Genomic DNA, 22,726 nt, shown 5'->3' on the forward strand with positions numbered 1-22,726 from the left:
TCGCAATCGATTCGCCGGTCAAGCATCGCCACGCGAATTCCACTGTTTCCGTAGTCACGTTGCGAAATCATGCCATTACATGTTGTCAACGAAGACCACTGGGTACAGCTTCCTCACGGATTGAACCCGCAGATCGGAGTCAGTTCCCCCTTCCATTCTCCGGAATCTCTTTCACGAATCTTTCACGCTTCTTTCTTTTCACCTCGTGATCGCGCTCCACCCGCATTCCGTGCGTTTCACGAAACCGCCGAGTTCCAGTTCAGGAAGCACGGCACGGACCCGGGCGAGCGGCAGCCCGCAGTCGCGGGCCAGTTCCTCGTACCCCGCGGAGTCCACTGCGGTCAGCGCGTCGTGGAGGCGTCGCGCGTCCTGGTGCAGCCGATCGGTGGCCCGCGAGCCTGCTGCCACCTCCTGCGCCGGGCTCACACCCAGCGGGGTGAGCAGCTCGACGACCTCCTCGGTGCGGGTGACCAGCACCGCCTGCCCCGAGCGCACCATCGCGTGGCAGCCGACCGAGTTCTGCGAGGTGACCGGTCCCGGCACCGCCAGCACCGGACGCCCCAGCAGGTCCGCGGTGTTCGCGGTGTTGGCCGCACCGCTGCGCGCGCCCGCCTCCACGACCACCGTGGCCCTGCCCATCGCGGCGATCAGCCGGTTGCGCACCAGGAAGCGGTGCTTGCGCGGTGGTGTCCCCGGTGGGTACTCGCTGATCACCGCGCCCTGGTCGGCGATGGCGCGCAGCAACCTCCCGTGCCCGGCCGGGTAGTCCACGTCCGCGCCGCAGGCCAGGAACGCCACGGTGCGCCCACCCGCTGACAGCGCTCCCCGGTGCGCCGCGCCGTCGATCCCGTAGGCCGCACCCGAGACCACCCCGAACCCGGCCTCGGACAAGCCGTTCCCGAGCTCCGCGGCCACGTGCTCGCCGTAGCCCGACGCAGCGCGGGCGCCCACCACCGCGACCGCCCGCTCGGTGAACTCCGCGAGCCCGCCCTGACCGCGCACCCACAGCGCGAGCGGCTCGGCCATGTCCGGCAACCCCACCTCGCGCGCTCCGGCGAGCTCGGCGAACGCCTCGTCCGGCCATTCCGGCTGCTCGGGCACGAGCAGCCGGAGTCCGGCCTCCTCGCCCGCTCTCAGCACCCTTTCACCGGAGACGTCGGCGCACCGCGCCTCCACCTCCGCGAGCACCGGGGCAGCAGCCCGCCCCCTCAGGATCGCGTCCACGGCGCCCCTGGCGCCGCGCTCGGCGACGAACCTCGCCAGCGCCTGCGCCGGAGGCTCCGCCACGGCGGAGAGGAAGGCCCTGGCCTGCAGCAGTTCCCGCCGGGTCTTCTCGCTGAGCGTTGCCCACTTGCCCATCACACGGCCCTCCTGTCCCGGAACTCCAGCGCGGCGGCCACGTGATCGGCCGTCGGACGCGGACTCCCGTCGAGATCTGCGAGCGTCCAAGCCACCCGCAGGCAGCGATCGGCTCCCCGGGCGGTGATCGCGCCCGCCTCCAGCCCGCGTTCGAGCAGCGCCGTGGTCGCGTCCGGCAGTGCGAACTCCCTGCGCAGCACGGCCCCCGGGACTTCGGTGTTGGTCCGCCAGCCATGACCGGCCCACCTCTCCCGCGCCACCGACCGCGCCCGCACGACCCGATCGCGCACCACCGCCGTGCTCTCCGGCTCGGCACCCGTTGCGGATCTCATCGCCGAGACCGGGCGAGTGCGCACTCTCAGGTCGACCCGGTCCAGCAGCGGTCCGGACAGCTTGCCCAGGTAGCGCCGCCGCGCCTGCGGAGCGCACTGGCAGTCCAGCTCTCTGGCCGGTGCGCACGGGCACGGGTTCGTAGCGAGCACGAGCTGAAATCGGGCCGGGTAGCGCAGCGTGCCGTCGCGGCGGGCGAGCCTGATCTCCCCTTCTTCCAGTGCAGTGCGCAACGCCTCCAACCTCTTCGGCCCGAGCTCGCAGGCCTCGTCGAGCAGCAAGATCCCCCGGTGCGCTCTGCTGACGGCTCCGGGCCTGGCGAGCCCGGTGCCGCCGCCGATCAGCGCGGGAATCGACAGCGACGGGTGCGGAGCGACGAACGGAGGGCTGCGCACCAACGACCCCGCGGACTCCTCGCCCAGCGAGCGCAACGCCGTGACCTCGAGAGATTCGGATCTGGAGAGCTCGGGGAGGAGTCCGCAGAGCCGCTTCGCCAGCATCGTCTTGCCCGTTCCCGGCGGCCCCACCATGAGCAAGTGGTGACCGCCGGCGGCGGCGACCTCCAGCGCCCAGCGGGCTTCCGGCTGGCCGAGCACGTCGGACAGGTCGGGCTCCTCGTCACGCTCGGGTTCGGTCACCTGCGGCGGATCCTGGCGCAACTCGGCCAGTTCGCGCAGCCAGGCGACCACCTCCCGCAGGTGCTCCGCGCCGAGGATCTCGATGCCGTCCACCAGGTGCGCCTCGGCCAGGCCGTCGACCGGCACCACCGCGCGTCGCACTCCCGAGCGGCGCGCGGCCAGCAGGGCGGGCAGCAGACCGCGCACCCGCCGCACCCTCCCGTCCAAGGCCAGCTCACCGAGCAGCACGGTGCCCGCCAGCCGATGCGGCGGCACCTGCTCGCTCGCGGCGAGCACCGCGCAGGCCAACGCCAGGTCGTAGGACGTGCCGCCCTTGGGCAGCGCGGCCGGCGACAGGGCCAGCGTGATCACCCGGTCGACGGGCCACTCCTCCCGGCAGTTCTGGATGGCCGCGCACACCCGGTTCTTCGCCTCCTTCAAAGCGCTGTCGGGCAGGCCGATGAGCTGCACGGACGGCAGCCCGGAACGCACGTCGGCCTCGATCTCCACCAGGACGCCGTCCACTCCGAACAGCGCGACCGCCCACGTCTTGCGCAACGCCATTCAGAACACCCCCGGCAGGTGCTCGACGCGCGCCTTCTCGCCCGGTGGCCACAGCACCGAGATGACGTCGAAGCGCACCCGGCAACCGACCAGGTCGCGCTCGCTGAGCCAGGCTCGGGCGACACCGCGGACCCGGGCGATCTTGTCCGGACCGACGGCATGCAGCGGACCGCCGTAATCAACCCCGGAACGTGCCTTGACCTCGCAGAACACGACGAGCTCGCCATCGGTGGCGACGATGTCCAGCTCGCCGCGCGGGCACCGCCAGTTGCGGTCCAGGACGGTCAGCCCGTCCCGCTCCAGCAGTTCGGCGGCCATCCGCTCGCCGACCCTGCCCAATTCGTGCCTGCGCCCGCCGACGAGATGATCGGACAGCGGCGCGGTGATTCTGTCGGTGCGCACGGGAACCTCCCCGGGAAGTCGAGTCGACGGATCCCGTCCCGGAGAGGGCGAAAACTGCTCGGCACCAACGGTTCCGGAAACGGGATGAACTCCACGTTGCCCACCGCCGACCGAAATTCCAAACAGATTTCGCAATCTGTGGAGAAATTCGTCCCCTGTGGACAATCGATGCTCATACCTACGTGTAGCGGATTTCCCGCATCCGGGTATTGGTCATCGGAATTCCCTCGCGGTGCGCGCACGAAAAAACCCGGGCGACCGAAATCGGCCGCCCGGGCATCTGAGACTTGTTCGGGGTCCCCCTACGACCCGAACGGCCCGTTCTCCGGCAATCGGAGATCGGGCTTGTCCAGCTCCTCGACGTTGACGTCCTTGAAGGTGATCACCCGAACGTTCTTGACGAACCTCGCCGGGCGATACATGTCCCAGACCCAGGCATCGGACATCGACACCTCGAAGTAGACCTCCGAGTCGGAGTTGCGCACCTGGACGTCGACCACGTTGGCCAGGTAGAAGCGCCGTTCGGTCTCCACGACGTAGGTGAACTGACCGACGATGTCGCGATACTCCTTGTAGAGCTGCAGCTCCATCTCGGTCTCGTACTTTTCGAGATCCTCGGCGCTCATCGGTGTGCGAGCCCTTCTGCGTTTCCGTTCGGACTACAAGGCCTCATTGTCCACCACTTCCCCCTTCGAAGCATCGAACAAACCGGGCTTGCTGGTCACAGCGCGCGGCGAACGCATCCCGTGCTTCGTGGCAGCTGCCACAACGTTGGCGTAGGACCAGCGGTGCTGCACGCTCGGACCGTGCTCGGTCATCCGCTGGGAGTGCAGCGGGGTGCTGTAGCCCTTGTGCACGTCGAAGGCGTAGTCGGGAAACCGCTCGTGCAACTCACCGGCCATCAGCCGGTCCCGGGTCACCTTGGCCAGCACCGACGCGGCCGCCACGCACGCGGCCACCAGGTCCCCCTTGACCACGGCGACGCTCGGCGTGGCCAGGCCCTGCACCTTGAAGCCGTCCGTGAGGACGTAACCGGGGTGCTCGGTCAGCTGCGCCACCGCGCGGCGCATGCCCTCCAGGTTGGCCACGTGGATGCCCAGTGCGTCCACCTCCTCGGCCGGGATCACCACGGTCGAGCAGCTCAGCGCGCGGGCGGTGATGCGGTCGAAGAGCCGCTCCCGGTCGGCCTCGGACAGGACCTTCGAATCCGTCAGGCCGTCGAAGCGCTTCCCGTCGCCCGGCTTGAGCACGCACGCGGCGACCACCAGCGGACCGGCGCACGCGCCACGGCCGGCCTCGTCAACACCGGCGACCGGGCCCAGCCCCCGACGGTCCAAGGCGCTCTGCAGGGCCCAGTTGCCGCTGCTGCGCCGGATCACCGACCGGGGTGGCCGGAACTCCGTCACCGTCACTTCGATGTCACTCCGACTGCCGTCGTTTGCTCACTGACCCGACGAGCTTACGACCCATCCAGACCGCGGGGAACGCCGCGGCGAACCCGACGCCCAGCGGCAACCCGCCCTGCCAGGCCGGAGCCCCCAGCGCAGTCGACTGCGGGTTGGGCTCCGGAATGCTCTGCCAGCGGGTCGGCGGCAGCACGATGACCTGGGCCTTGCCGATGACGTTGTCGACGGGGACGGCACCGTTGACGCCGCCGCCGCCCTGAACCCGGGAGTCGGAGGAATCGTTGCGGTTGTCACCCATCACCCACAGGTGTCCCGGAGGCACGGTGACCGGCGCGAAGTCATCCTGGCCGACGCCGCGGCCCGGCTCCCAGTACACGTACGGCTCGTTGAGCGGTTTGCCGTCCACCATCACGTGGTTCTCGGAGTCGCAGCACTCCACGGTCTGCCCGCCGACGGCGATGATGCGCTTGACGAAGTCCTTCTCGTCAGGAGCGCCGAAGCCCAGCACCGAGGCCGCGCCCTGGAAGAAGCCCGCGACCGGGTTGGTGGACTCCTGGGTCTTGAACTCGTCCTGCGTCCACGGCTGCGGGCCGCGGAAGACCACGACGTCGCCGGGCTCCGGATCGGAGAAGCGGTAGGAGACCTTGTCGACCAGCACCCGGTCGTTGTTGCAACCCGTGCAGCCGTGCAGCGTCTGCTCCATCGACTGCGACGGGATCACGTACACCCGGGCCAGGAACGCCTGGATGAGCACGGTGAGCACCAGTGCGGTCACGATGAGGATGGGCAACTCCACCCAGAAGGAAGACTTCTTCTTCTCCTTCTTCTGCTTCGGGTTTCGAGCTGCCCCGCCGGGGGCACCTTCACGGTGCTCCGAGTCGTGGGGCTCTTCCGCTGATCCGCTGCGCATGACGTCGGCCACGCGGCCAGGCTACTTGAACCATGTCCGGGGCCGACGCGCTGCCCCGGCGCGGCGGCGCTGGATACCCCGCCGACCCCGCCCCGGTGACGTGCAATTATCCGGAACATCCGATTCAGCTGGAGGCCTCCGCAGCCGCTGGGCCTGCATTGATCACCCGAAGGTGGACAAGCGAAGGGCCCGGGCGCTGTCGCGGCCGGGCCCTTCGTACTGCAACGTCTCGCGTCGATCAGGACGCAGCGGTCTCCCGCTTCTCCTTGATCTTCGCAGCCTTGCCGCGCCGGTCGCGCAGGTAGTACAGCTTCGCCCGCCGGACATCGCCGCGCGAGACGACCTCGATCTGCGCGATGTTCGGGGTGTGCACCGGGAAAGTCCGCTCCACACCGACACCGAAGGAAACCTTGCGCACGGTGAAGGTCTCCCGGATGCCATCGCCCTGGCGGCGGATGACTGCGCCCTGGAAGACCTGAGTCCGCTCGCGCGAACCCTCGATGACGCGGACGTGAACCTTCAGCGTGTCACCGGGCCGGAAGGCCGGGATGTCGGAACGCAGCGACTGGGCGTCCAACGCGTCCAGGGTGTTCATCGGTGGTCCGTCCTCATCCGTGTCGAAGGCACCCGTGTTCTCACATGTCGATGACCCGACCTGAGGTGGGCACCGCCCGACACGGGGTGAACTTGCTCTTTGCGCATATCGAACCTGGTGGTCCGACTGCATCAACCTGTCCAGTGTGCCAGATCCGCATTTCGACGCCCGATCCGGCCCCTGCTCGAGGAGCTCAGCGCGACGCGTCCCCGGCCTCACTGGAATCGTCGGAAGCATCCGACGCACGTAGTTTATCGAGCTGTTTCCGGTCGGCCTTATCCAGGTCCCCCTCCGGCAACGCCGAGAGCAGTTCCGGCCTCCGGTGGTAGGTGCGCTCCAGGGCCTGATCGCGCCGCCAGCGGGCGATCGCGGCGTGGTTCCCGGAGCGGAGCACGTCCGGGACCGGCTGGTCTCGCCACACCTCGGGACGCGTGTAGCAAGGTCCTTCCAGCAGGCCGTCGGAGAACGAGTCCTGCTCGGCCGACATCGGGTTCCCCAGCACTCCCGGCAGCAATCGCACGACGGCCTCGATCATCGTCAGCGCGGCGACCTCACCGCCGACCAGCACGTAGTCGCCGATGGAGACCTCTTCGACCGGCATCCGCGCGGCAGCGTCGTCGATGACCCGCTGGTCGATGCCCTCGTAGCGACCGCAGGCGAACACCAACCACGGGTCCTGCGACCAGCGCACCGCCGTCTTCTGGTCGAACGGCCGGCCCGCCGGGGTCGGCACGACCAGACGCGGCGTCGCCTCCTGCGGGGCGCAGAACTCGTCCAGGGCCTCGCCCCAGACGTCGGGCTTCATCACCATGCCGGGACCGCCGCCGTAGGGGCTGTCGTCCACAGCCCGGTGCACGTCGTGGGTCCAGTCGCGGAGGTCGTGCACCCCGACGGAGATCCGCTCCCGCTCGATGGCCTTGCCCAGCAGCGCTTCCCGCAGCGGATTCAGGTAGTCGGGAAAGATCGTGATCACGTCGATGCGCATCATGGCCTCGCCTGGAGAACGTCCCGGAGGACGGATGAAATCGGTGGTTCCGCGAGCGGCGGAGCCGCATTCTCGTTCACCACCCGAGCAACGGGCACCGCCGCGGGTTCGGCGGGAAGGACGTCTCAGGTCCACCGAAATGGACGAGCCCGCTCAGTCCAGAAGACCCTCTGGTGGGTCGAGGAGCAACGTGCCGGTGGTGACGTCCACCTCGGGCACGATCGCGGCGACGAAGGGCACCAGCGCTTCCCGCTCGCCCTTCTCGGCTTCCGGGTCCGCGATGGCGATCACGAGGAGTTCGCCCGCGGGCGAGTGCAGCACGTCGCGCACCACGCCCACCTCGTCACCGGAGGCGAGGGCGGCGCGCAGCCCGATCAGCTCGGTGTCGTGGAACTCGTCGGGGTCCTCGGGAGATTCGGCCGCGTCGGCGGAGACCGTCAGCAGCGCACCGCGCAGTTCCTCCGCCGCGTCGCGGCCGTCCACGCCCTCAGCGCACACCAACAGCCGCCCGGCGTGCTGCCGGGCGGCTGTCACGGTGAAGCTCTGCGCGCTCTTGTCCTTGCTCGACCCGGCACCTCGGCGCCTCAGGCCGAGCACCGAACCGGGAACGAACCTCAGCTCCGGGCTGTCGGTGAGCACCTCGACGACGAGCTCGCCCCGCACGCCGTGCGGCCGCACCACGCGCCCCACTGCGAGGGACTCAGGCTGACGTTCGCTCATGCCGGTCAGCGGTCGGTGTCGACCACGTCGACCCGGATGCCACGACCACCGATGCCGGACATCACGGTCCGCAGGGCGGTGGCGGTGCGCCCGCCGCGGCCGATGACCTTGCCCAGGTCGTCCGGGTTGACGTGCACCTCGAGGGTGCGGCCTCGCCGGGTCGTCAGCAGCTGGACGCGGACATCGTCGGGGTTGTCGACGATGCCGCGCACCAGGTGCTCAAGCGCGTCCGAGAGGACCGTCACGCCTGACCGTCCTCGGACTTCTGCTCGTCGGCCTTGTCCTCGGCCTTCTCGTCGGCCTTGTCCTCAGCCTTGGCCTCGGACTTCTTGCCACCCTTCTTCTTCGGGGTGGTGGCCTCGACGGTCGGCTCCTCGCCGGCGGCAGCGAGAGCGGCCTCGAACAGCTCCTGCTTGCTCGTCTTCGGCTCGGCGACCTTGAGGGTGCCCTCGGCGCCCGGCAGGCCCTTGTGCTTCTGCCAGTCGCCGGTGATCTCCAGGATGTTGCGCACCGGCTCGGTCGGCTGCGCGCCGACACCCAGCCAGTACTGCGCCCGCTCCGAGTCGACGACGATGCCGCTCGGGTTCTCCTTCGGGTGGTACTGACCGATCGTCTCGATGACCCGGCCGTTGCGACGGGTGCGGGCGTCGGAGATGACGATGCGGTAGTGCGGCTCGCGGATCTTGCCGATCCGCGCGAGCTTGATCTTCACAGCCACGGGTGCTGGTGCTCCTCAGACTCTCATTGGTGCTCCGGAGAGCGATGCGCCAACCGCGTGGGGCAGCGATGCGCAAAGCTCGTAGGTCAAATCGCCTCCGAGAGGTGAGAGGGACCCCTCGCAGCGAACAGCAACCCATTCTGCCAGACGCCCTTCCTCCGTGGTGACCGGGGCTTCTGGCCTGGCAGCGCGGGCGGGGGACCGCCGCGGGCTCACGTCGGCATCAGGCCCAGGGAGACCAGGAGCAGGCCCAGCGCGGGCAGGAAGTTGTTGACCTGGTGAGCGATCACGCTGGCGGTGAGGCGACCGGTGACCATCCTGGCCAGACCGATCGGGATGGTGATCACCAGCAGGAGCCAGGTGCGCTCCGGCTCCAGGTGACCGATCGCGAACACCGCCGTGCTCAGCACGAACACGTTGAGCTGGCTCCAGCCCAACCGCTCCATCGCGCCCCACAGCAGGCCGCGGTAGAGCAGCTCCTCGCACAGCGGTGCGATGAGCCAGATGTGCAGGAACACCAGCACCGCCACCACCGGCGGGAACCGGACCCCGTCCAGGACGCTGCTGACCGTGGAGGTCTGCCCGGGATCGGCCCAGTGCGTCCACAGCGTCGTGGCGACCGTGGTGGTGACCAGCCCGACACCACCGATCGCGAGCCCCGTCCTGACGTCCGACCAGCGCCACTCCAACCCGAAGTCCTGCACCGGGCCGTTGCCGCGCAGCACCGTGATGAGCACCGCCAGCCCGCCCGCGAGCAGGGTCGGCAGCACCAGCATCAGCACGATGGACCAGACGCCGGGTGAGCCGAACGCGGCGGCCAGCACCACCGAGACCAGCACGAACACGATTTCGGCGAGGAAGAACGCCCCCAGCCCCCAGCGGTGCGTCCGGACCGGTGGATCGGCCACCCAGGTGCGCCCCGACGGCTGATCGCCGGTGACTCCGGATTCTTGTGTTGAGTGCACGAGCGCCTCCGTGATGCCGAACAGCGGGTCGACGACCCGCGTGACGATGTCGGCGGACACCGGCGGAAGTGGTCAGACTACTGCCGACCCGGGCCGCGTCACGATCACCACGTCTTCGAACTGCGTGTTATCCGGCGACTGCGAACAGCAGCAGCGCGGGGAGGAAGTTGTTGGTGGCGTGCGCGACCATGCTCGCGCCGACCCGCCCGGTGATCATCCGGGCGGCCCCGATGGCCAGCCCGCCCACGAGCAGCACCGGCGTGCGCCACGCCTCCTGGTGTATCAAGGCGAAGATCACCGAGGTCAGGATGAGGATCGCGAAGGGCGGCACCCGGTAGTGCTCCAGCGCGCCCCACAGCGCACCGCGCATCAGCAGCTCCTCGGTCAGCGGAGCGCCCAGGAAGGCGAACAGGGCGAACAGGAACAACCAGATGGTCCGGTCTCCCTGCATCAGCCTGGCCAGATCGGTCTCCGGCGGCGGTCCGGTGACCGCGATGATCACCAACGTCACCATCCACGACCCGAACAGCGCGCAGAGCCCGCAGATCAGGCCGATCTTGACGTCGTGACGCCGGGGCAGGATGCCGAAGTCCGCGCGCAGCCCGCGGCCCCGCCACCAGGAGAAGACCGCCGGGACGAGACCGAGCAGGATGTTCGGTGCGAACGCGAGCAGCAGCAGCGGGCCGGTGTTCGGCGGCTGGGAAGGGTTGAACCCGCCGTCGGGTTCGGGTCGCACGGCTCCGAGCACGACCACGGCCAGGTAGTACCCGCCGTATCCGATGAAGAACGCCGCGAATCCCCAGGCCAGCGAGCCACGCCTGGCTGCTTCCAGCTTCGCCTCCCAGGGCTTGGGGTACGGGTCGGCGGTGTCGTCCACCCGACGCATCGGCTGGAGGTAAGGATCTCGCTTCTCCCCCACAAGACGCTCCCCTCGACCCTTCAACCCTAAGCGCTCGCACACGGAGATGCCGTGTTCGCGTCAACCGCGGTGGGAACGATTGCGAGGACCGTTTTCAGAGTGTTCGAACCTTCGAAAGCCCGTGCTGGCTCACAGGTGTCGTCCGGTCGGCGAAACCGGATGCCTGCCGGTCAGAAGCTCTTGCCGCCCAGCAGGATTCGCTTCGGGTCCCGGAGGACGGCCAGATCCTTGCGGGGGTCCGCGTCGTAGCACACGAGGTCTGCCGGAGCGCCGTGCTCCAGTCCTGACCAGCCCAACCAGTCCCGGGCGCCCCAGGAGGCGGCGCTCAGCGCCTGCTCCGCGGACATGCCGACGCGGTGCAGCGCTGCCACTTCGTCGGCGAGCACGCCGTGCGGGATGCCGCCTCCGGCGTCGGTTCCCGCGTAGACCGGGATGCCCGCCTCGATGGCCTTGGCGACCGTGCTGTCCGCGCGCTCGTACAGGGCGTTCATGTGCGTGGCGTAGTCCGGGTACTTCGTCGCCGCGGCGGCGAATCCCGGGAAGTTCTCGACGTTGACCAGGGTCGGCACCAGCGCGGTGCCGCGCGCGGCCATCAGCTCGACGGTCTCGTCGGTCAGGCCGGTGCCGTGCTCGATGCAGTCGATGCCCGCGTTGATCAGCCCGGGCAGGGCGTCCTCGCCGAACACGTGCGCGGTGACCCGGGCACCGAGCCGGTGCGCGGTGTCGATGGCCTCGGCCAGCACCTCGTCGCTCCACAGCGGCGCGAGGTCGCCGACCGAGCGGTCGATCCAGTCGCCGACGAGCTTGATCCATCCGTCGCCGTAAGCGGCCTGCTCGGCGACCGCGGCGGGCAGGTCCTGCTCGTCGTCGAGGTCGTCGGACAGCTTCGGGATGTAGCGCTTGGGCCGCGCCAGGTGCTTTCCGGCCCGGATGATCCGCGGGAGGTCGTCGCGCTCCTGCAGCGGCCGGGTGTCGATGGGCGAACCGCAGTCGCGGATCAGCAGGGTGCCCGCGTCGCGGTCGGTCTCCGCCTGGCTGACGGCCTCGTCCAGCTCGACCGGGCCCTGGGTGCCGATGCCGACGTGGCAGTGCGCGTCGACGAGGCCGGGCAGCACGTATCCGCCGTCGAAGACGGTGTCGGCTCCGGCCACCGGTTCCAGTGAGATCCGGCCGTCGACGATCCACAGGTCCCGCTGCGCACCATCGGGCAGCACCGTGGCGCGCAGGTGCAGCGCCGTCACTGGTCCTTCTTGTCGAAGTTCAGCTTGGACGGGTCGAAACCGGGTGGCAGCTGGTTGGCCGACGGGTCCAGTTTGGACAGGTCCGGGCCACCGCCCATGCCGCCGGGCATGCCGCCCGGGGGCATACCGGGGAAGCCACCGGGCATGCCCTTCATGCCCTTCGGCGGGGTCGGGCCGCCCTTGCCCTTCTTGCCCTTCTTCCCCTTCTTGCCCTTGCGGTTCTTGCTACCGCCTCCGCCGCCGCCGAAGCCGCCGAACTGGCCGGCCATCCGCTGCATCATCTTGCGGGCCTCGAAGAACCGGCCGACCAGGTCGTTGATGTCGCTGACGGTCACGCCGGAGCCGCGCGCGATGCGCTGGCGGCGGGACGCGTTGATGATCTTCGGGTCGGACCGCTCGGCGGGGGTCATGCCGCGGATGATCGCCTGGATGCGGTCCAGCTGCTTCTCGTCGAAGTTGGCGAGCTGGTCCTTCATCTGACCCGCGCCGGGCAGCATGCCCAGGAGGTTCTGCAGCGGGCCCATCCGGCGCACCGCCTGCATCTGCTCCAGGAAGTCCTCCAGGGTCAGCTGGCCGGTTCCCAGCTTCTCCGCGGCCTTCTCCGCCTCCTCCTGGTCGAAGGCCTGCTCGGCCTGCTCGATCAGGGTGAGCATGTCGCCCATGCCCAGGATCCGGTTGGCCATCCGGTCCGGGTGGAAAACGTCGAAGTCCTCCAGCTTCTCGCCGCTGGAGGCGAACATGATCGGCTGGCCGGTGACCTCGCGGACCGACAGCGCGGCACCACCGCGGGCGTCACCGTCGAGCTTGGTCAGCACCACGCCGGAGAAGCCCACGCCGTCGCGGAACGCCTCGGCGGTGGCCACCGCGTCCTGACCGACCATCGCGTCCAGGACGAACAGGATCTCGTCCGGGGTGACCGCGTCCCGGATGTCGGCGGCCTGCTTCATCATCTCCTCGTCGACGCCCAGCCGGCCGGCGGTGTCGACGATGACCATGTCGTGCTGCGCGCGCTTGGCTTCCTCGATGCCGTCGCGGGAGACCTGCACCGGGTCGCCCACGCCGTTGCCCGGTTCGGGAGCGAACACCGGAACGCCGGCGCGCTCACCGACGACCTGCAGCTGGTTGACCGCGTTCGGCCGCTGCAGGTCGCAGGCCACCAGCATCGGGGTGTGCCCCTGCCCGGACAGCCACTTGGCGAGCTTGCCCGCTAGCGTCGTCTTACCCGCACCCTGCAGACCCGCGAGCATGATCACCGTCGGCGGGTTCTTGGCCAGCTCCAGGCGACGGGTCTCACCGCCGAGGATCGTGACCAGTTCCTCGTTGACGATCTTGACGACCTGCTGGGCCGGGTTCAGCGCCTGCGAGACCTCGGAACCCTTGGCCCGCTCCTTGACACCCTTGATGAACCCGCGCACGACGGGGAGCGCCACGTCCGCTTCGAGCAGGGCGATGCGGATCTCCCGCGCGGTGGCGTCGATGTCGGCTTCCGACAGCCGCCCCTTGCCGCGCAGGTTCGTCAGGACCGAGGTGAGCCGGTCGGAGAGAGTGTCGAACACGGGTTCACGGGCTCCAGAGTCGATGGATGTACCTGGGTACCTATGCGAGGGTAACCGACCGGTTTTGAGGACCTATTTCCTCGGTTTGCTTGGCGGTGCAGGTAGCGGAACCTGACACGCCTTCTGGCTCCGGGATCCGCGACTCATGCATGCCAATGCACGACGCTGCGGCTGTCCTCACCAGAAGACGTGTCAGAAGCGGCGGTGCGAGCTGCGAGGGTGGCCCTCACAGCTCGCACCTGCGCCGCTTGCACGCGAACGGAAAGAACCCGACCTCACGCCCCGGTGTGGCGGAGGTCCCGCTTGGGTCCGGTGCGGTGCTGCTGCGGGGAGCGCTGGCCGCCGGTGCCCTGGCCCTTGCGGTGCGGGCGCGGCTTGGTGTCGCGGTCCCGGTTCCCCGCGGGGCGACGCGGGCGGCGGTTGATGACCTCGCCGTCAGCGCGGGTGATCTTCAGGCCGCGGCCGGCGACCTGAGTGGCGCGCAACTTGGTCAGCAGCTCGTCGGGCAGGTCCGCGGGCAGCTCGATGAGCGTGTGCTCGTTGCGGATGTCGATGTGCCCGATGTGCTTGCTCGGCAGCCCGCCCTCGTTGGCCAGCGCACCGACGAGCGCGCGCGGCGTGACCCGGTTCCGGCGGCCGACCTCGACCCGGTAGGTCTCGGTGTCGGCGCTGTTGCTCTGGAAGGTCGGGCCGTCCCGGCGCGCGGGCTCCGGCTCGGCTTCCAGCAGCAGCGGCCGGTCGCCCTGGGCCATCGCGGCCAGCGCCGCGGCGATCTCCGACGCGGGCACGTCGTGGGTCCGCTCGTACTCGTTGACCAGCTCCTGGAAGACCTCCAGGCCGCCCTTGGCCAGCGTGTCGGTGATGCCCTGGGCGAACTTCGCCAGCCGGCGGTCGTTGACCGCGTCGATGCTCGGCAGCTCCATCTGCGTGATCTGCTGGCGGGTGGCCCGCTCGATGGCGCGCAGCAGGTGGCGCTCGCGCGGGGAGACGAAGAGGATCGCCTCGCCGCTGCGCCCGGCCCGACCCGTGCGGCCCACGCGGTGCACGTAGGACTCGGTGTCGTGCGGGATGTCGTAGTTGAGCACGTGCGAGATGCGCTCGACGTCGAGACCGCGCGCGGCCACGTCGGTGGCCACCAGGATGTCGATCTTGCCGTCGCGCAGGTGGCCGATGGTGCGCTCGCGCTGCGCCTGCGCGATGTCACCGTTGATGGCCGAGGCGCTGAACCCGCGCGCCTTCAGCTTCTCCGCGAGTTCCTCGGTGAGCTGCTTGGTGCGCACGAACACGATCATCGCGTCGAAGTCCTCGACCTCGAGGATGCGGGTCATCGCGTCCAGCTTGTTGGAGGCGCGCACCGGGACGTGCCGCTGGTTGATGTTGGTGGCGGTGGAGGTCTTGGTCTTGACCGAGATCTCCGCCGGGTCGTTCAGGTAGTTCTGCGTGATCTTGCGGATGCCCTGCGGCATCGTCGCCGAGAACAGCGCGACCTGGCGCTGGCTGGGAACCGACTGCAGGATCTTCTCGACGTCCTCGATGAAGCCCATGCGCAGCATCTCGTCGGCCTCGTCGAGCACCAGGTTCTTCAGCGCGCTGAGGTCCAGCGAGCCCTTCTCCAGGTGGTCGATGAGCCGGCCGGGGGTGCCCACCACGACGTGCGCGCCGCGGCGCAGGCCCGCCAGCTGAGGGCCGTAGCCGGTGCCGCCGTAGATCGGCAGCACGTGGAAGCCGGGGAGGTGCGAGGCGTAGCGCTGGAAGGCCTCGGAGACCTGGATGGCCAGCTCGCGGGTCGGGGCCAGCACCAGCGCCTGCGGCTTGGTGGTGGTCAGATCCATCTTGGAGAGGATCGGCAGCGCGAACGCGGCGGTCTTGCCGGTGCCGGTCTGCGCCAGGCCCAGCACGTCGCGGCCTTCCAGCAGCAGCGGGATCGTCTGCTCCTGGATCGGCGACGGGGCCTCGTACCCGATCTCGGCCAGCGTCTTCTGGACGCGCTCGTCGAGTTCGAGTTCAGAGAAAGTAGGCATGCGGAACGCGGGTCTCCCTAGGTGGGTCGGCGGGGGCTGATCGCGGATGAAAGGTCCGGCGCCACCCCGCGCGTGCTGACGGGGCGTTGCGTCCACTCGGTGGCGTGCGGCGAACCTGCTTGGACTCCGCTTGCGCTTGACGAACCGCGCGCTCCACCCGACGCACACCCTGTTGCCAGTGACTCGCAGCTCGAAAAATCTCAGCCTGGCGCAACGACATCTGGCCGCAGCACCGGAGGTCCAGGGTAGTCATCGCGATCAGTTGATGTCGGCCCGCCCCTGCCCAACGGGACGCAGGTCACGTCTCGACGTCCAACCGCAGGCCACCGGCCACCTGAGAACGGGTGAACAGGTGCACCCGCCGCCAGCCGCCGAGCCGCTCCCCCGCCAGCAGCCGCCGGTGCATCCGCTCGGCGCGCAGCACGTGCCTGCGGAAGGAACCCGACCGGATCAGCCTGCCTCGGGCGCGCTGCCCGTCCAGCGCGGAATCGGCGTCGGTGTGCAGCCAGAGCAGCACCGTCCGCCGCCCGCTGAGACGGGCGAGGACCAGCAGCATCAGCCGCGTGCTCGCGCGGGTCGCGGGCTCGTGCGCGACCACCGGCCCCGGGCAGGTCAGGCACGCCCACGCGATCCGCGAGCGGTGCAGCAGGTGCACCAGCGGCCGGTAGTAGCGGTACGGGACACCGGACGAGCGGCCGCGCAAGCGCGCGCGCACCTGCTCGGAGTCGAGCCGGACCACGTCGGCGTCCGCGCGCATCTTGGTCAGCACGGTGCTCTTGCCCGCGCCCGGAACGCCCGCGAGCACGACCAGGGAACGGCGGCCCACCCGCACCGAAGGCGTCGGGTCGGCTGCGAGCGGAGATGCGTCCGAAATGTCCACCAGGACTACAGATTACGCGCAGGCGGATCATGGAGGTCCGAGATGGTGATCACTCGCCGGGACGACGAGAAGGCGGCCCGCTCCCCCAAGCAGGCCGCCTCGCCGAAACACCCGGTGCGCCACGGGGTATCGCACCCGGTCCGACGTGGGAGGCCCTGTTGCCCCCGCCTCCCACGCACCCCCTCCGCGATCGCGCATCCCGCGAAGCCCGCCCGACCCCCAGTACGGGCGCGATCCCCGGTTCCTCCCTGATCACCGCGTCGCACCACGAAGTCTGCCCGCACCAGCACCGATCCGAGACCGTGAAGCTGCCCGAATGCGACTGCGTAGTTGTACGCATCCGCACCGGGGGAACCTGCCGACAACGCAAGAGCGTCCCCCGGCACCAGGGCCGGGGGACGCTCATCGGAGCTGCCGACGATCAGATGGCGGCCACGCCGGTCTCGCCGGTTCGGACGCGCACGACCGTCTCGACCGCCGTGACCCAGACCTTGCCGTCACCGACCTTGCCGGTGCGAGCGGCGCTGACGATCCCTTCCACCACCTCGTCCACGTCGGTCTCGTCGACGAGGACCTCCACGCGCGACTTGTCGATGAAGTCCACGGAGAACTCGGCCCCTCGGTAGACCTCGGTGTGGCCCTTCTGCCTGCCGTAGCCCTGGACGTCGCTCACGGTCATGCCCAGCACGCCAATCTTGCCCAGCGCGTCCTTGAGATCGTCGACCTTGTCCGGTTGAACGATCGCTGTCACCAGTTTCATGCTCGGCTGCCCTCCAGCTTGCGGTCGTCGATGCCGCCGGCCGTTGCTGCGGCGCGACGAGCGGAGCGGTCATCACCGAAGTGGTACGCGGTTTCCGCGTGCTCGGTCTCGTCGATGCCCGCGGCCTCGTCCTCCGGGCTCAACCGGAATCCGAGGGTCGCCTTCACGATCAGCGCGAGCACCAGGCTCAGCACGAACGAGTAGGCCAGCACCGCGAAGGCCCCCACCGCCTGCCGCCACAGCTGGTCCACACCGCCGCCGTAGAGCAGACCGGCCACACCCGCCGGGGCTTCCGCCGAGGCGAACAGCCCCACCAGGAGGGTTCCCATCAGACCGCCGACGAGGTGCACGCCGACGACGTCGAGGGAATCGTCGTAGCCGAACGTGAACTTCAAGCTCACCGCCAGCGCGCAGACCGCCCCCGTGATCGCACCGACCGCGATCGCGCCCAGCGGGGTCACCGAGGAGCAGGCGGGGGTGATCGCGACCAGACCGGCCACGATGCCCGACGCGGCGCCCAAGGTGGTGGCGTGGCCGTCGCGGATGCGCTCCACCAGCAGCCAGCCGAGCATCGCGGCGCTGGTCGCGACCAGCGTGTTGACCAGGGTGAAGGCCGCGGTGTTGTCGGCGGCCAGCGCCGAACCGGAGTTGAAGCCGAACCAGCCGAACCACAGCAGGCCCGCGCCGAGGACCACGAACGGCAGGTTGTGCGGTTTTCCGGCGCCCTTGGGCCAGTTCTTGCGCTTCCCCAGCACCAGCACCAGGGCCAGGGCGGCGGCGCCCGCGTTGATGTGGACCGCGGTACCGCCCGCGAAGTCGATGGCGGCCAAGCGGTTCGCGATCCAGCCGCCGACGGCCGTGACGTTGCCCGCGTCGTCGGTGTCGTCGAAGTCGAAGACCCAGTGCGCGACCGGGAAGTACACGACCACCGCCCACAGCGCGGTGAACAGCAGCCACGGCCCGAACCGCGCGCGGTCGGCGATGGCGCCGGAGATCAGCGCGACCGTCAGGATCGCGAACATGGCCTGGAAACCGACGAAGGCCAGCGACGGGATCGTGCCGGACAACGACCCCTCACCGAGAAGCCCTGACAGGCCGAAGTTCTCGAAGGGGTTCGCCAGCAGGCCCCAGCCGCCGACGTCGGTGGAGAAGGCCATCGAGTAGCCGAAGAGCACCCACAGCACGCCGACCACGCCGATCGAGCCGAGGCTCATCATCAGCATGTTCAGCACGCCCCGGGACCGGACCATGCCGCCGTAGAAGAACGCCAGCCCCGGGGTCATCAGCAGGACCAGAGCGGCGCTCACTAGCACCCATGCGGTGTCGCCTGAATTCACGTCGCCTCCCGTGCGAACCGAGTTGGCCGCATCATGGGAAATGGCTGTTTCAGGCGAACCGTCGCGCTGTTACGCAGGCATGAAATACCGCCCACCCTCGGTTACAACGGGCGCGCGATTGTCAATTCGGTGTTTCGCGGCCGATCACCGACGGGACCTGGACCGGCCGACCGGCGGAGAGCCCGAACGCCAACCACCCCGCTGAGCAGGCCAGGATCAGCACCAGCGGCAGGGTCCAGGCATCCGTGGCGTCGTGCAGCAGTCCGATGAGCAACGGGCCCGCGGCGGCGATGAGATATCCGCCTCCCTGGGCCATCCCGGACAGGGCCGTCGTGCTGTCGCTGTCCGGCGAGCGCAGTCCGAGCAGGGTCAGCGCGAGGCCGAACGCGGCGCCCTGGGCGAGCCCCAGCACGGCCACCGCGGGCCACAGCAGAGCGGTCGGGCCGAGCAGGATGCCGCCGAACCCGGTCATCAGCATCAGCGACAGCACCACGATGATCGGGCGCTGGTCGTGCAACCGCCGGCACAGCACCGGGATCGACATCGATCCGGCGGCCTGGATCGCAGCCTGCACGCCCAGCGCGAGTCCGGCCAGCTCCGGGCTCATCCCCCGGCTCTGCAACATCGTGGGCAGCCAGCCGAACACGATGTAGGCGAGCGAGGACTGCAAGCCCATGAACAGCGTGAGGTGCCAGGCCAGCGGGCTGCGCCAGAGGATTCCGGGGCTCACCGGCTTCGGCGCGGCGACCGCGCTGCCACGCACCGCGACCAGGCTGATCACCAGGGCCACGAGCACCGGGACGGCCAGCAACCCCAGCGGGGCCCGCCACTCGGAACCCAGCGCGTGCCCGATCGGCACCACCGCGGCGGCCGCGATGGCACCGCCCAGCGTCAGGCACATCGTGTAGACGGCGGTGACCACCGGAACCGTGTGCGGGAAGTCGCGCTTGATCAGGCCCGGCACGGCGACGTTGGCCACCGCGATGCCCGCTCCGACCACGACGGTGCCCGCCAGCAGGGTCCAGATGTCGCCGAAGGCGCGCAGCGAGTTGCCGATCAGCAGCACCACCAGGCACCCCAGCAGCACGCGCTCATCACCGAAGCGCTGCCGCAGGCGCGGCGCGATGAAGGCGAAGGCGCCCAGGCACACCACCGGCAGGGTGGTCAGCACACCGCTGAACGCGCCGGAGACCCCCAGGTCGTTCTGGATGCGCTCCAGCAGGGGCGCGACCGCGGTGAACGGGGGCCGCAGAGCCAGCGCCACCAGCACGACCACGACGACGGTCACGATGGCGGTGACCCGCTGGGTTCGCGACGACTCCTCCCGAACTCCGGTGTCCACGCGACTCTTCCTCCCCGCAACGAACAGCACTTCCGCGGTCAACCCAACTACATGGAACGCGCGTACCACAATCTCCCGACCAGTGAACCTCTGCACACTCCGCCGGGGAATTCCCCCAAACACCCCGAATTCGCCCGTCGAGTTCCGCGCGAAGTTCGAGCTCGAAGGGTCGCGTTCGAATCTCGCGCGAAGTTCGAAAGCTCTGCGGGCATGCGAAGCCCCCGGGAACCTGGGGCTCACCGGGGGCGTCGCGAGGCTGGGATCAGTTGAGGAGGGCGTCCACGAACGCCTCCGGCTCGAACGGCGCCAGGTCGTCGGCCCCCTCGCCGAGCCCCACGAGCTTGACCGGGACACCGAGCTCCCGCTGGACCTGGAAGACGATGCCGCCCTTGGCGGTCCCGTCCAGCTTGGTCAGCACGATCCCGGTGACGTCGACGACCTCGGAGAACACGCGGGCCTGCATGAGCCCGTTCTGGCCGGTGGTGGCGTCGAGGACCAGCAGGACCTCGTCGACCTGCGCCTTCTTCTCGACGACGCGCTTGACCTTGCCGAGCTCGTCCATCAGCCCGGTCTTGGTGTGCAGCCGGCCCGCGGTGTCGACGAGCACCGCGTCCACACCGCTCTCGCCGCCACGGCTGACGGCCTCGAACGCAACGCTGGCCGGGTCGGCGCCCTCATCACCGCGCACCACTTCGGCACCGACGCGCTCGCCCCAGGTCGCCAGCTGCTCGACCGCGGCGGCCCGGAAGGTGTCGGCCGCGCCGAGCAGCACGTTGCGTCCGTCGGCGACGAGCACGCGCGCCAGCTTGCCGGTGGTGGTGGTCTTGCCGGTGCCGTTGACGCCCACGACCAGCAGCACGGCAGGCTTCCCGCCGTTGGCCGGGTCGCCGTGCGGCAGCGCGCGCACGGAGCGCTCCATGTCCTTGCCGAGCGCGTCGACGAGCACCTCGCGCAGGACCGCGCGGGCCTCCTCCGAGCTGCGCACCGCCCGCGAGGCGATCTCGGAGCGCAGCCGCTCGGTGATCTCCGTCGTGGTGGCCGCACCCAGGTCGGCCATCAGCAGGGTGTCCTCGACCTCCTCCCAGGAGTCCTCGTCGAGGTCACCCGCGCCGAGCAGGCCCAGCAGGCTCTGCCCGAAGGTCGTGCGGGAGCGGGACAGCCGGCCGCGAAGCCGCTCCAGGCGTCCCGAGGTGGGTTCGATCTCCTCCGGCTCGACCGCGGGAGCCTCCGGTTCCGGAGGAGCCGTCGGTGCGGGTTCCGCCGGGGCGGACGGCTGCGCCGGAACCTCCGGCTCGGCGGGAGCCTCCGGCTGCGCGGCGGCGTCCGGCTGCGCGGGAACCTCCGACTCGGCGCCGGCGTCCGGCTTCGCCTCGGGGCCCGCCGTGGCGGTCTCCTCGGGCAACTCCACGTCGACGATGCCGCGCCGCTCGGTGTCGCGCGGGACCGCTGCGTCGTCACCGACGCCCGGCTGCCCCTCCACCTCGGTGCGCTCGTCGACGGGGTGCTCCGGCGCGGCGGGTCCGGCGTTCGCCGACTCCGTCTCCGGCTCGGCCGTCGCGGGTTCAGCAGTGGCACCGCCGCTGGCGAAGCTGATGCCGCTCCCGGCTTTGTAGCCACCGCCCTTGACGGCGGGCGGAGCTTCCGCTTCGTCCTTCTCACGCAGGCTGATCCGGCGGCGGCGGTTGAGCACCACGCCGACGACGACGGCGATCACCAGCACGACCGCGGCAACGGCGGCGATCAGAATCAGGGTTGAGGTGGGCACCGGAGCATCCTCCCACCTGCTCTAACCGCCCCGGCGAGGCACCTGCCGGGCAGTTACGTGAGCAATTCACCAACAAAGGCCACAAAGTGCTTGCTTTTTCATGCCCATGTGCAATACACCACAGGTATGCGCTGGTGGCGAGCGGTGGGGCTGCTCTCGGGAACGTCGATGGACGGCATCGACGTGGTCGCTGCCGATCTCCGCCTCGACGGCGAGACGATCGAACTCCGACCGCTGGGCGAAGGCACCCTCGACTACCCCGCCGACCTGCGCGAAGAGCTCCTGTCCGCGCTGCCGCCCGGTGATCTCGACGCGGAGGCCTTCTGCCGGCTGGACACCCTCGTCGGCCAGTCGTTCGCCGACGCCGCCCGCCTCGGCGTGCACCTCGCCGACGGCGAGGCCGACTTCGTCGCCTCGCTCGGCCAGACGCTCTACCACTGGGTCGAGGGCGGCCATGCCCTCGGCACCCTCCAGATCGGTCAACCGGCGTGGATCGCCGAGGCCACCGGCCTCCCGGTGATCGCCGACTTCCGCGCCCGCGACGTCGCCGCCGAAGGCCACGGCGCCCCGCTGGCCGGCGTCCTCGACGCCCTCTGGCTCGCCGACGACGGCGCTCAGGGGAAACCTGGGCCCGGAGCGCAGGTGGCGTTGAACATCGGCGGGATCGCCAACATCACCGTGGTCGGAGGAAGGGAACCCCTCGCCTACGACACCGGCCCCGGCAACGCGCTGATCGACCTCGCCGCCCAGCAGCGCACCGGCAGGGCGCAGGACACCGACGGAGCGCTCGCCGCCTCCGGTTCGGTGCGCCACGACCTGCTCGCGACCCTGCTGGACGACGGTTACTACCGGCTGCCCGCGCCGAAGTCGACCGGCAAGGAGCACTTCAACTCCTCCTACCTGGACCGCGTCCTCGCCGGGCTCCGCGATCCGATCGGTGACGGCGACCTGCTGGCGACGCTGACCGAGCTGACCGCACGCACCATCGCCGACGCCTGCCGGGCCGAGGACGCGTCGCGCGTCGTGGTCGCGGGCGGCGGCGTGCACAACCCGGTGCTGCTGGCGGCACTTCGCCGACACCTGGACGTCCCCGTGCTGGTCAGCGACGATCTCGGGATGCCCGCCGACAGCAAGGAAGCCCTGCTCACCGCGCTGCTCGGTTTCCTGACCTGGAGCGGCCTTCCCGGCAACACCCCAGGAACGACGGGGGCCGCCGGTCCTCGCGTCCTCGGCAGCATCACGCCGGGTGCGACCGGCCTGCGACTGCCCGAACCCGCCACCACCCCGCCACGGCGGCTGATCATGCGGTCCGCCGCAACCAACTAGGAGGCCAG

Annotated in this window: 22 protein-coding genes; 1 reads left to right on the top strand and 21 read right to left on the bottom strand. The window is 69.9% G+C overall.

The features are described from left to right. Window positions 1-198: 198 nt before the first annotated feature. The 21 genes from dprA to ftsY all read right to left on the bottom strand — a co-directional run bounded on the left by dprA (window position 199) and on the right by ftsY (window position 21,392). Window positions 199-1,359 (bottom strand): DNA-processing protein DprA, encoded by a 1,161-nt coding sequence (gene dprA / locus FHU35_RS07710; RefSeq protein WP_145737639.1) that lies wholly within the window; start codon window positions 1,357-1,359, stop codon window positions 199-201. Further along, window positions 1,359-2,870, bottom strand: coding sequence for a YifB family Mg chelatase-like AAA ATPase (locus FHU35_RS07715; protein ID WP_145737640.1), 1,512 nt, complete (start codon window positions 2,868-2,870; stop codon window positions 1,359-1,361). Before FHU35_RS07715 ends, dprA begins: the two co-directional genes overlap by 1 nt. After that, window positions 2,871-3,272, bottom strand: a complete 402-nt coding sequence (locus tag FHU35_RS07720; RefSeq protein ID WP_281290219.1) for a YraN family protein — start codon at window positions 3,270-3,272, stop codon at window positions 2,871-2,873. Between the two features lie 302 nt (window positions 3,273-3,574). Then, window positions 3,575-3,898: a DUF2469 domain-containing protein gene (locus FHU35_RS07725; protein ID WP_093413373.1), complete on the bottom strand. Its 324-nt coding sequence runs from the start codon at window positions 3,896-3,898 to the stop codon at window positions 3,575-3,577. A gap of 33 nt (window positions 3,899-3,931) precedes the next feature. Beyond that, window positions 3,932-4,684: a ribonuclease HII gene (locus tag FHU35_RS07730; RefSeq protein ID WP_145737641.1), complete on the bottom strand. Its 753-nt coding sequence runs from the start codon at window positions 4,682-4,684 to the stop codon at window positions 3,932-3,934. A 7-nt stretch (window positions 4,685-4,691) separates the two neighbouring features. After that, complete coding sequence (gene lepB / locus FHU35_RS07735) at window positions 4,692-5,588, bottom strand: signal peptidase I (protein ID WP_186459343.1); 897 nt, start codon at window positions 5,586-5,588, stop codon at window positions 4,692-4,694. 238 nt (window positions 5,589-5,826) lie between these two features. Next, window positions 5,827-6,183 carry a 50S ribosomal protein L19 gene (gene rplS / locus FHU35_RS07740; protein ID WP_093413378.1) on the bottom strand — a complete coding sequence of 119 codons (357 nt, stop codon included), beginning with the start codon at window positions 6,181-6,183 and terminating at the stop codon, window positions 5,827-5,829. A 193-nt stretch (window positions 6,184-6,376) separates the two neighbouring features. Beyond that, window positions 6,377-7,168, bottom strand: coding sequence for a tRNA (guanosine(37)-N1)-methyltransferase TrmD (trmD, locus tag FHU35_RS07745; protein ID WP_145738034.1), 792 nt, complete (start codon window positions 7,166-7,168; stop codon window positions 6,377-6,379). Window positions 7,169-7,321: 153 nt separating this feature from the next. Then, window positions 7,322-7,888, bottom strand: a complete 567-nt coding sequence (gene rimM / locus FHU35_RS07750) for a ribosome maturation factor RimM (protein WP_145737643.1) — start codon at window positions 7,886-7,888, stop codon at window positions 7,322-7,324. 5 nt (window positions 7,889-7,893) lie between these two features. Beyond that, a complete protein-coding gene (locus tag FHU35_RS07755) occupies window positions 7,894-8,133 on the bottom strand; it encodes an RNA-binding protein (protein ID WP_145737644.1) in 240 nt (79 codons plus the stop codon). Next, window positions 8,130-8,606 (bottom strand): 30S ribosomal protein S16, encoded by a 477-nt coding sequence (gene rpsP / locus FHU35_RS07760; protein ID WP_145737645.1) that lies wholly within the window; start codon window positions 8,604-8,606, stop codon window positions 8,130-8,132. The genes FHU35_RS07755 and rpsP overlap by 4 nt, the downstream gene beginning before the upstream one ends. 212 nt (window positions 8,607-8,818) lie before the next feature. Further along, window positions 8,819-9,631: a CPBP family intramembrane glutamic endopeptidase gene (locus tag FHU35_RS07765; RefSeq protein WP_246110121.1), complete on the bottom strand. Its 813-nt coding sequence runs from the start codon at window positions 9,629-9,631 to the stop codon at window positions 8,819-8,821. Window positions 9,632-9,698: 67 nt separating this feature from the next. After that, window positions 9,699-10,457: a CPBP family intramembrane glutamic endopeptidase gene (locus tag FHU35_RS07770; RefSeq protein ID WP_145737646.1), complete on the bottom strand. Its 759-nt coding sequence runs from the start codon at window positions 10,455-10,457 to the stop codon at window positions 9,699-9,701. Window positions 10,458-10,660: 203 nt separating this feature from the next. Continuing rightward, window positions 10,661-11,731, bottom strand: a complete 1,071-nt coding sequence (locus FHU35_RS07775) for a metal-dependent hydrolase family protein (protein ID WP_145737647.1) — start codon at window positions 11,729-11,731, stop codon at window positions 10,661-10,663. Next, window positions 11,728-13,287 (bottom strand): signal recognition particle protein, encoded by a 1,560-nt coding sequence (gene ffh / locus FHU35_RS07780; RefSeq protein ID WP_145737648.1) that lies wholly within the window; start codon window positions 13,285-13,287, stop codon window positions 11,728-11,730. Before ffh ends, FHU35_RS07775 begins: the two co-directional genes overlap by 4 nt. Window positions 13,288-13,562: 275 nt before the next feature. Further along, a complete protein-coding gene (locus FHU35_RS07785) occupies window positions 13,563-15,308 on the bottom strand; it encodes a DEAD/DEAH box helicase (RefSeq protein ID WP_145737649.1) in 1,746 nt (581 codons plus the stop codon). A 298-nt stretch (window positions 15,309-15,606) separates the two neighbouring features. Continuing rightward, window positions 15,607-16,188 (bottom strand): AAA family ATPase, encoded by a 582-nt coding sequence (locus tag FHU35_RS07790; RefSeq protein ID WP_145737650.1) that lies wholly within the window; start codon window positions 16,186-16,188, stop codon window positions 15,607-15,609. A 421-nt stretch (window positions 16,189-16,609) separates the two neighbouring features. After that, window positions 16,610-16,948 carry a P-II family nitrogen regulator gene (locus FHU35_RS07795; protein ID WP_145737651.1) on the bottom strand — a complete coding sequence of 113 codons (339 nt, stop codon included), beginning with the start codon at window positions 16,946-16,948 and terminating at the stop codon, window positions 16,610-16,612. After that, window positions 16,945-18,285 (bottom strand): ammonium transporter, encoded by a 1,341-nt coding sequence (locus FHU35_RS07800; RefSeq protein WP_145737652.1) that lies wholly within the window; start codon window positions 18,283-18,285, stop codon window positions 16,945-16,947. Before FHU35_RS07800 ends, FHU35_RS07795 begins: the two co-directional genes overlap by 4 nt. A 121-nt stretch (window positions 18,286-18,406) precedes the next feature. Continuing rightward, window positions 18,407-19,627 carry a CynX/NimT family MFS transporter gene (locus FHU35_RS07805; protein WP_246110122.1) on the bottom strand — a complete coding sequence of 407 codons (1,221 nt, stop codon included), beginning with the start codon at window positions 19,625-19,627 and terminating at the stop codon, window positions 18,407-18,409. A gap of 262 nt (window positions 19,628-19,889) precedes the next feature. Beyond that, on the bottom strand, window positions 19,890-21,392 hold the full coding sequence (gene ftsY, locus FHU35_RS07810; RefSeq protein WP_145737653.1) for a signal recognition particle-docking protein FtsY: 1,503 nt from the start codon (window positions 21,390-21,392) through the stop codon (window positions 19,890-19,892). A 126-nt stretch (window positions 21,393-21,518) separates the two neighbouring features. Between ftsY and FHU35_RS07815 the strand changes: the two genes are divergently transcribed. Further along, window positions 21,519-22,718, top strand: a complete 1,200-nt coding sequence (locus tag FHU35_RS07815; RefSeq protein WP_145737654.1) for an anhydro-N-acetylmuramic acid kinase — start codon at window positions 21,519-21,521, stop codon at window positions 22,716-22,718. The last annotated feature ends 8 nt before the right edge of the window (window positions 22,719-22,726 follow it).

Origin of the sequence: Saccharopolyspora dendranthemae (genome assembly GCF_007829955.1) — a bacterium.
In the GTDB taxonomy this organism is placed as follows: Bacteria; Actinomycetota; Actinomycetes; order Mycobacteriales; family Pseudonocardiaceae; genus Saccharopolyspora; species Saccharopolyspora dendranthemae.

What these genes read in the sequence shown, in the direction of transcription:
- rplS (WP_093413378.1), bottom strand. Translation starts at nt 6,183, where the DNA reads ATGAACACCCTGGACGCGTTGGACGCCCAGTCGCTGCGTTCCGACATC.
- FHU35_RS07815 (WP_145737654.1), top strand. Translation starts at nt 21,519, where the DNA reads ATGCGCTGGTGGCGAGCGGTGGGGCTGCTCTCGGGAACGTCGATGGAC.
- lepB (WP_186459343.1), bottom strand. Translation starts at nt 5,588, where the DNA reads ATGCGCAGCGGATCAGCGGAAGAGCCCCACGACTCGGAGCACCGTGAA.
- dprA (WP_145737639.1), bottom strand. Translation starts at nt 1,359, where the DNA reads ATGGGCAAGTGGGCAACGCTCAGCGAGAAGACCCGGCGGGAACTGCTG.
- FHU35_RS07785 (WP_145737649.1), bottom strand. Translation starts at nt 15,308, where the DNA reads ATGCCTACTTTCTCTGAACTCGAACTCGACGAGCGCGTCCAGAAGACG.
- FHU35_RS07770 (WP_145737646.1), bottom strand. Translation starts at nt 10,457, where the DNA reads ATGCGTCGGGTGGACGACACCGCCGACCCGTACCCCAAGCCCTGGGAG.
- FHU35_RS07795 (WP_145737651.1), bottom strand. Translation starts at nt 16,948, where the DNA reads ATGAAACTGGTGACAGCGATCGTTCAACCGGACAAGGTCGACGATCTC.
- FHU35_RS07725 (WP_093413373.1), bottom strand. Translation starts at nt 3,898, where the DNA reads ATGAGCGCCGAGGATCTCGAAAAGTACGAGACCGAGATGGAGCTGCAG.
- FHU35_RS07715 (WP_145737640.1), bottom strand. Translation starts at nt 2,870, where the DNA reads ATGGCGTTGCGCAAGACGTGGGCGGTCGCGCTGTTCGGAGTGGACGGC.
- rimM (WP_145737643.1), bottom strand. Translation starts at nt 7,888, where the DNA reads ATGAGCGAACGTCAGCCTGAGTCCCTCGCAGTGGGGCGCGTGGTGCGG.
- trmD (WP_145738034.1), bottom strand. Translation starts at nt 7,168, where the DNA reads ATGCGCATCGACGTGATCACGATCTTTCCCGACTACCTGAATCCGCTG.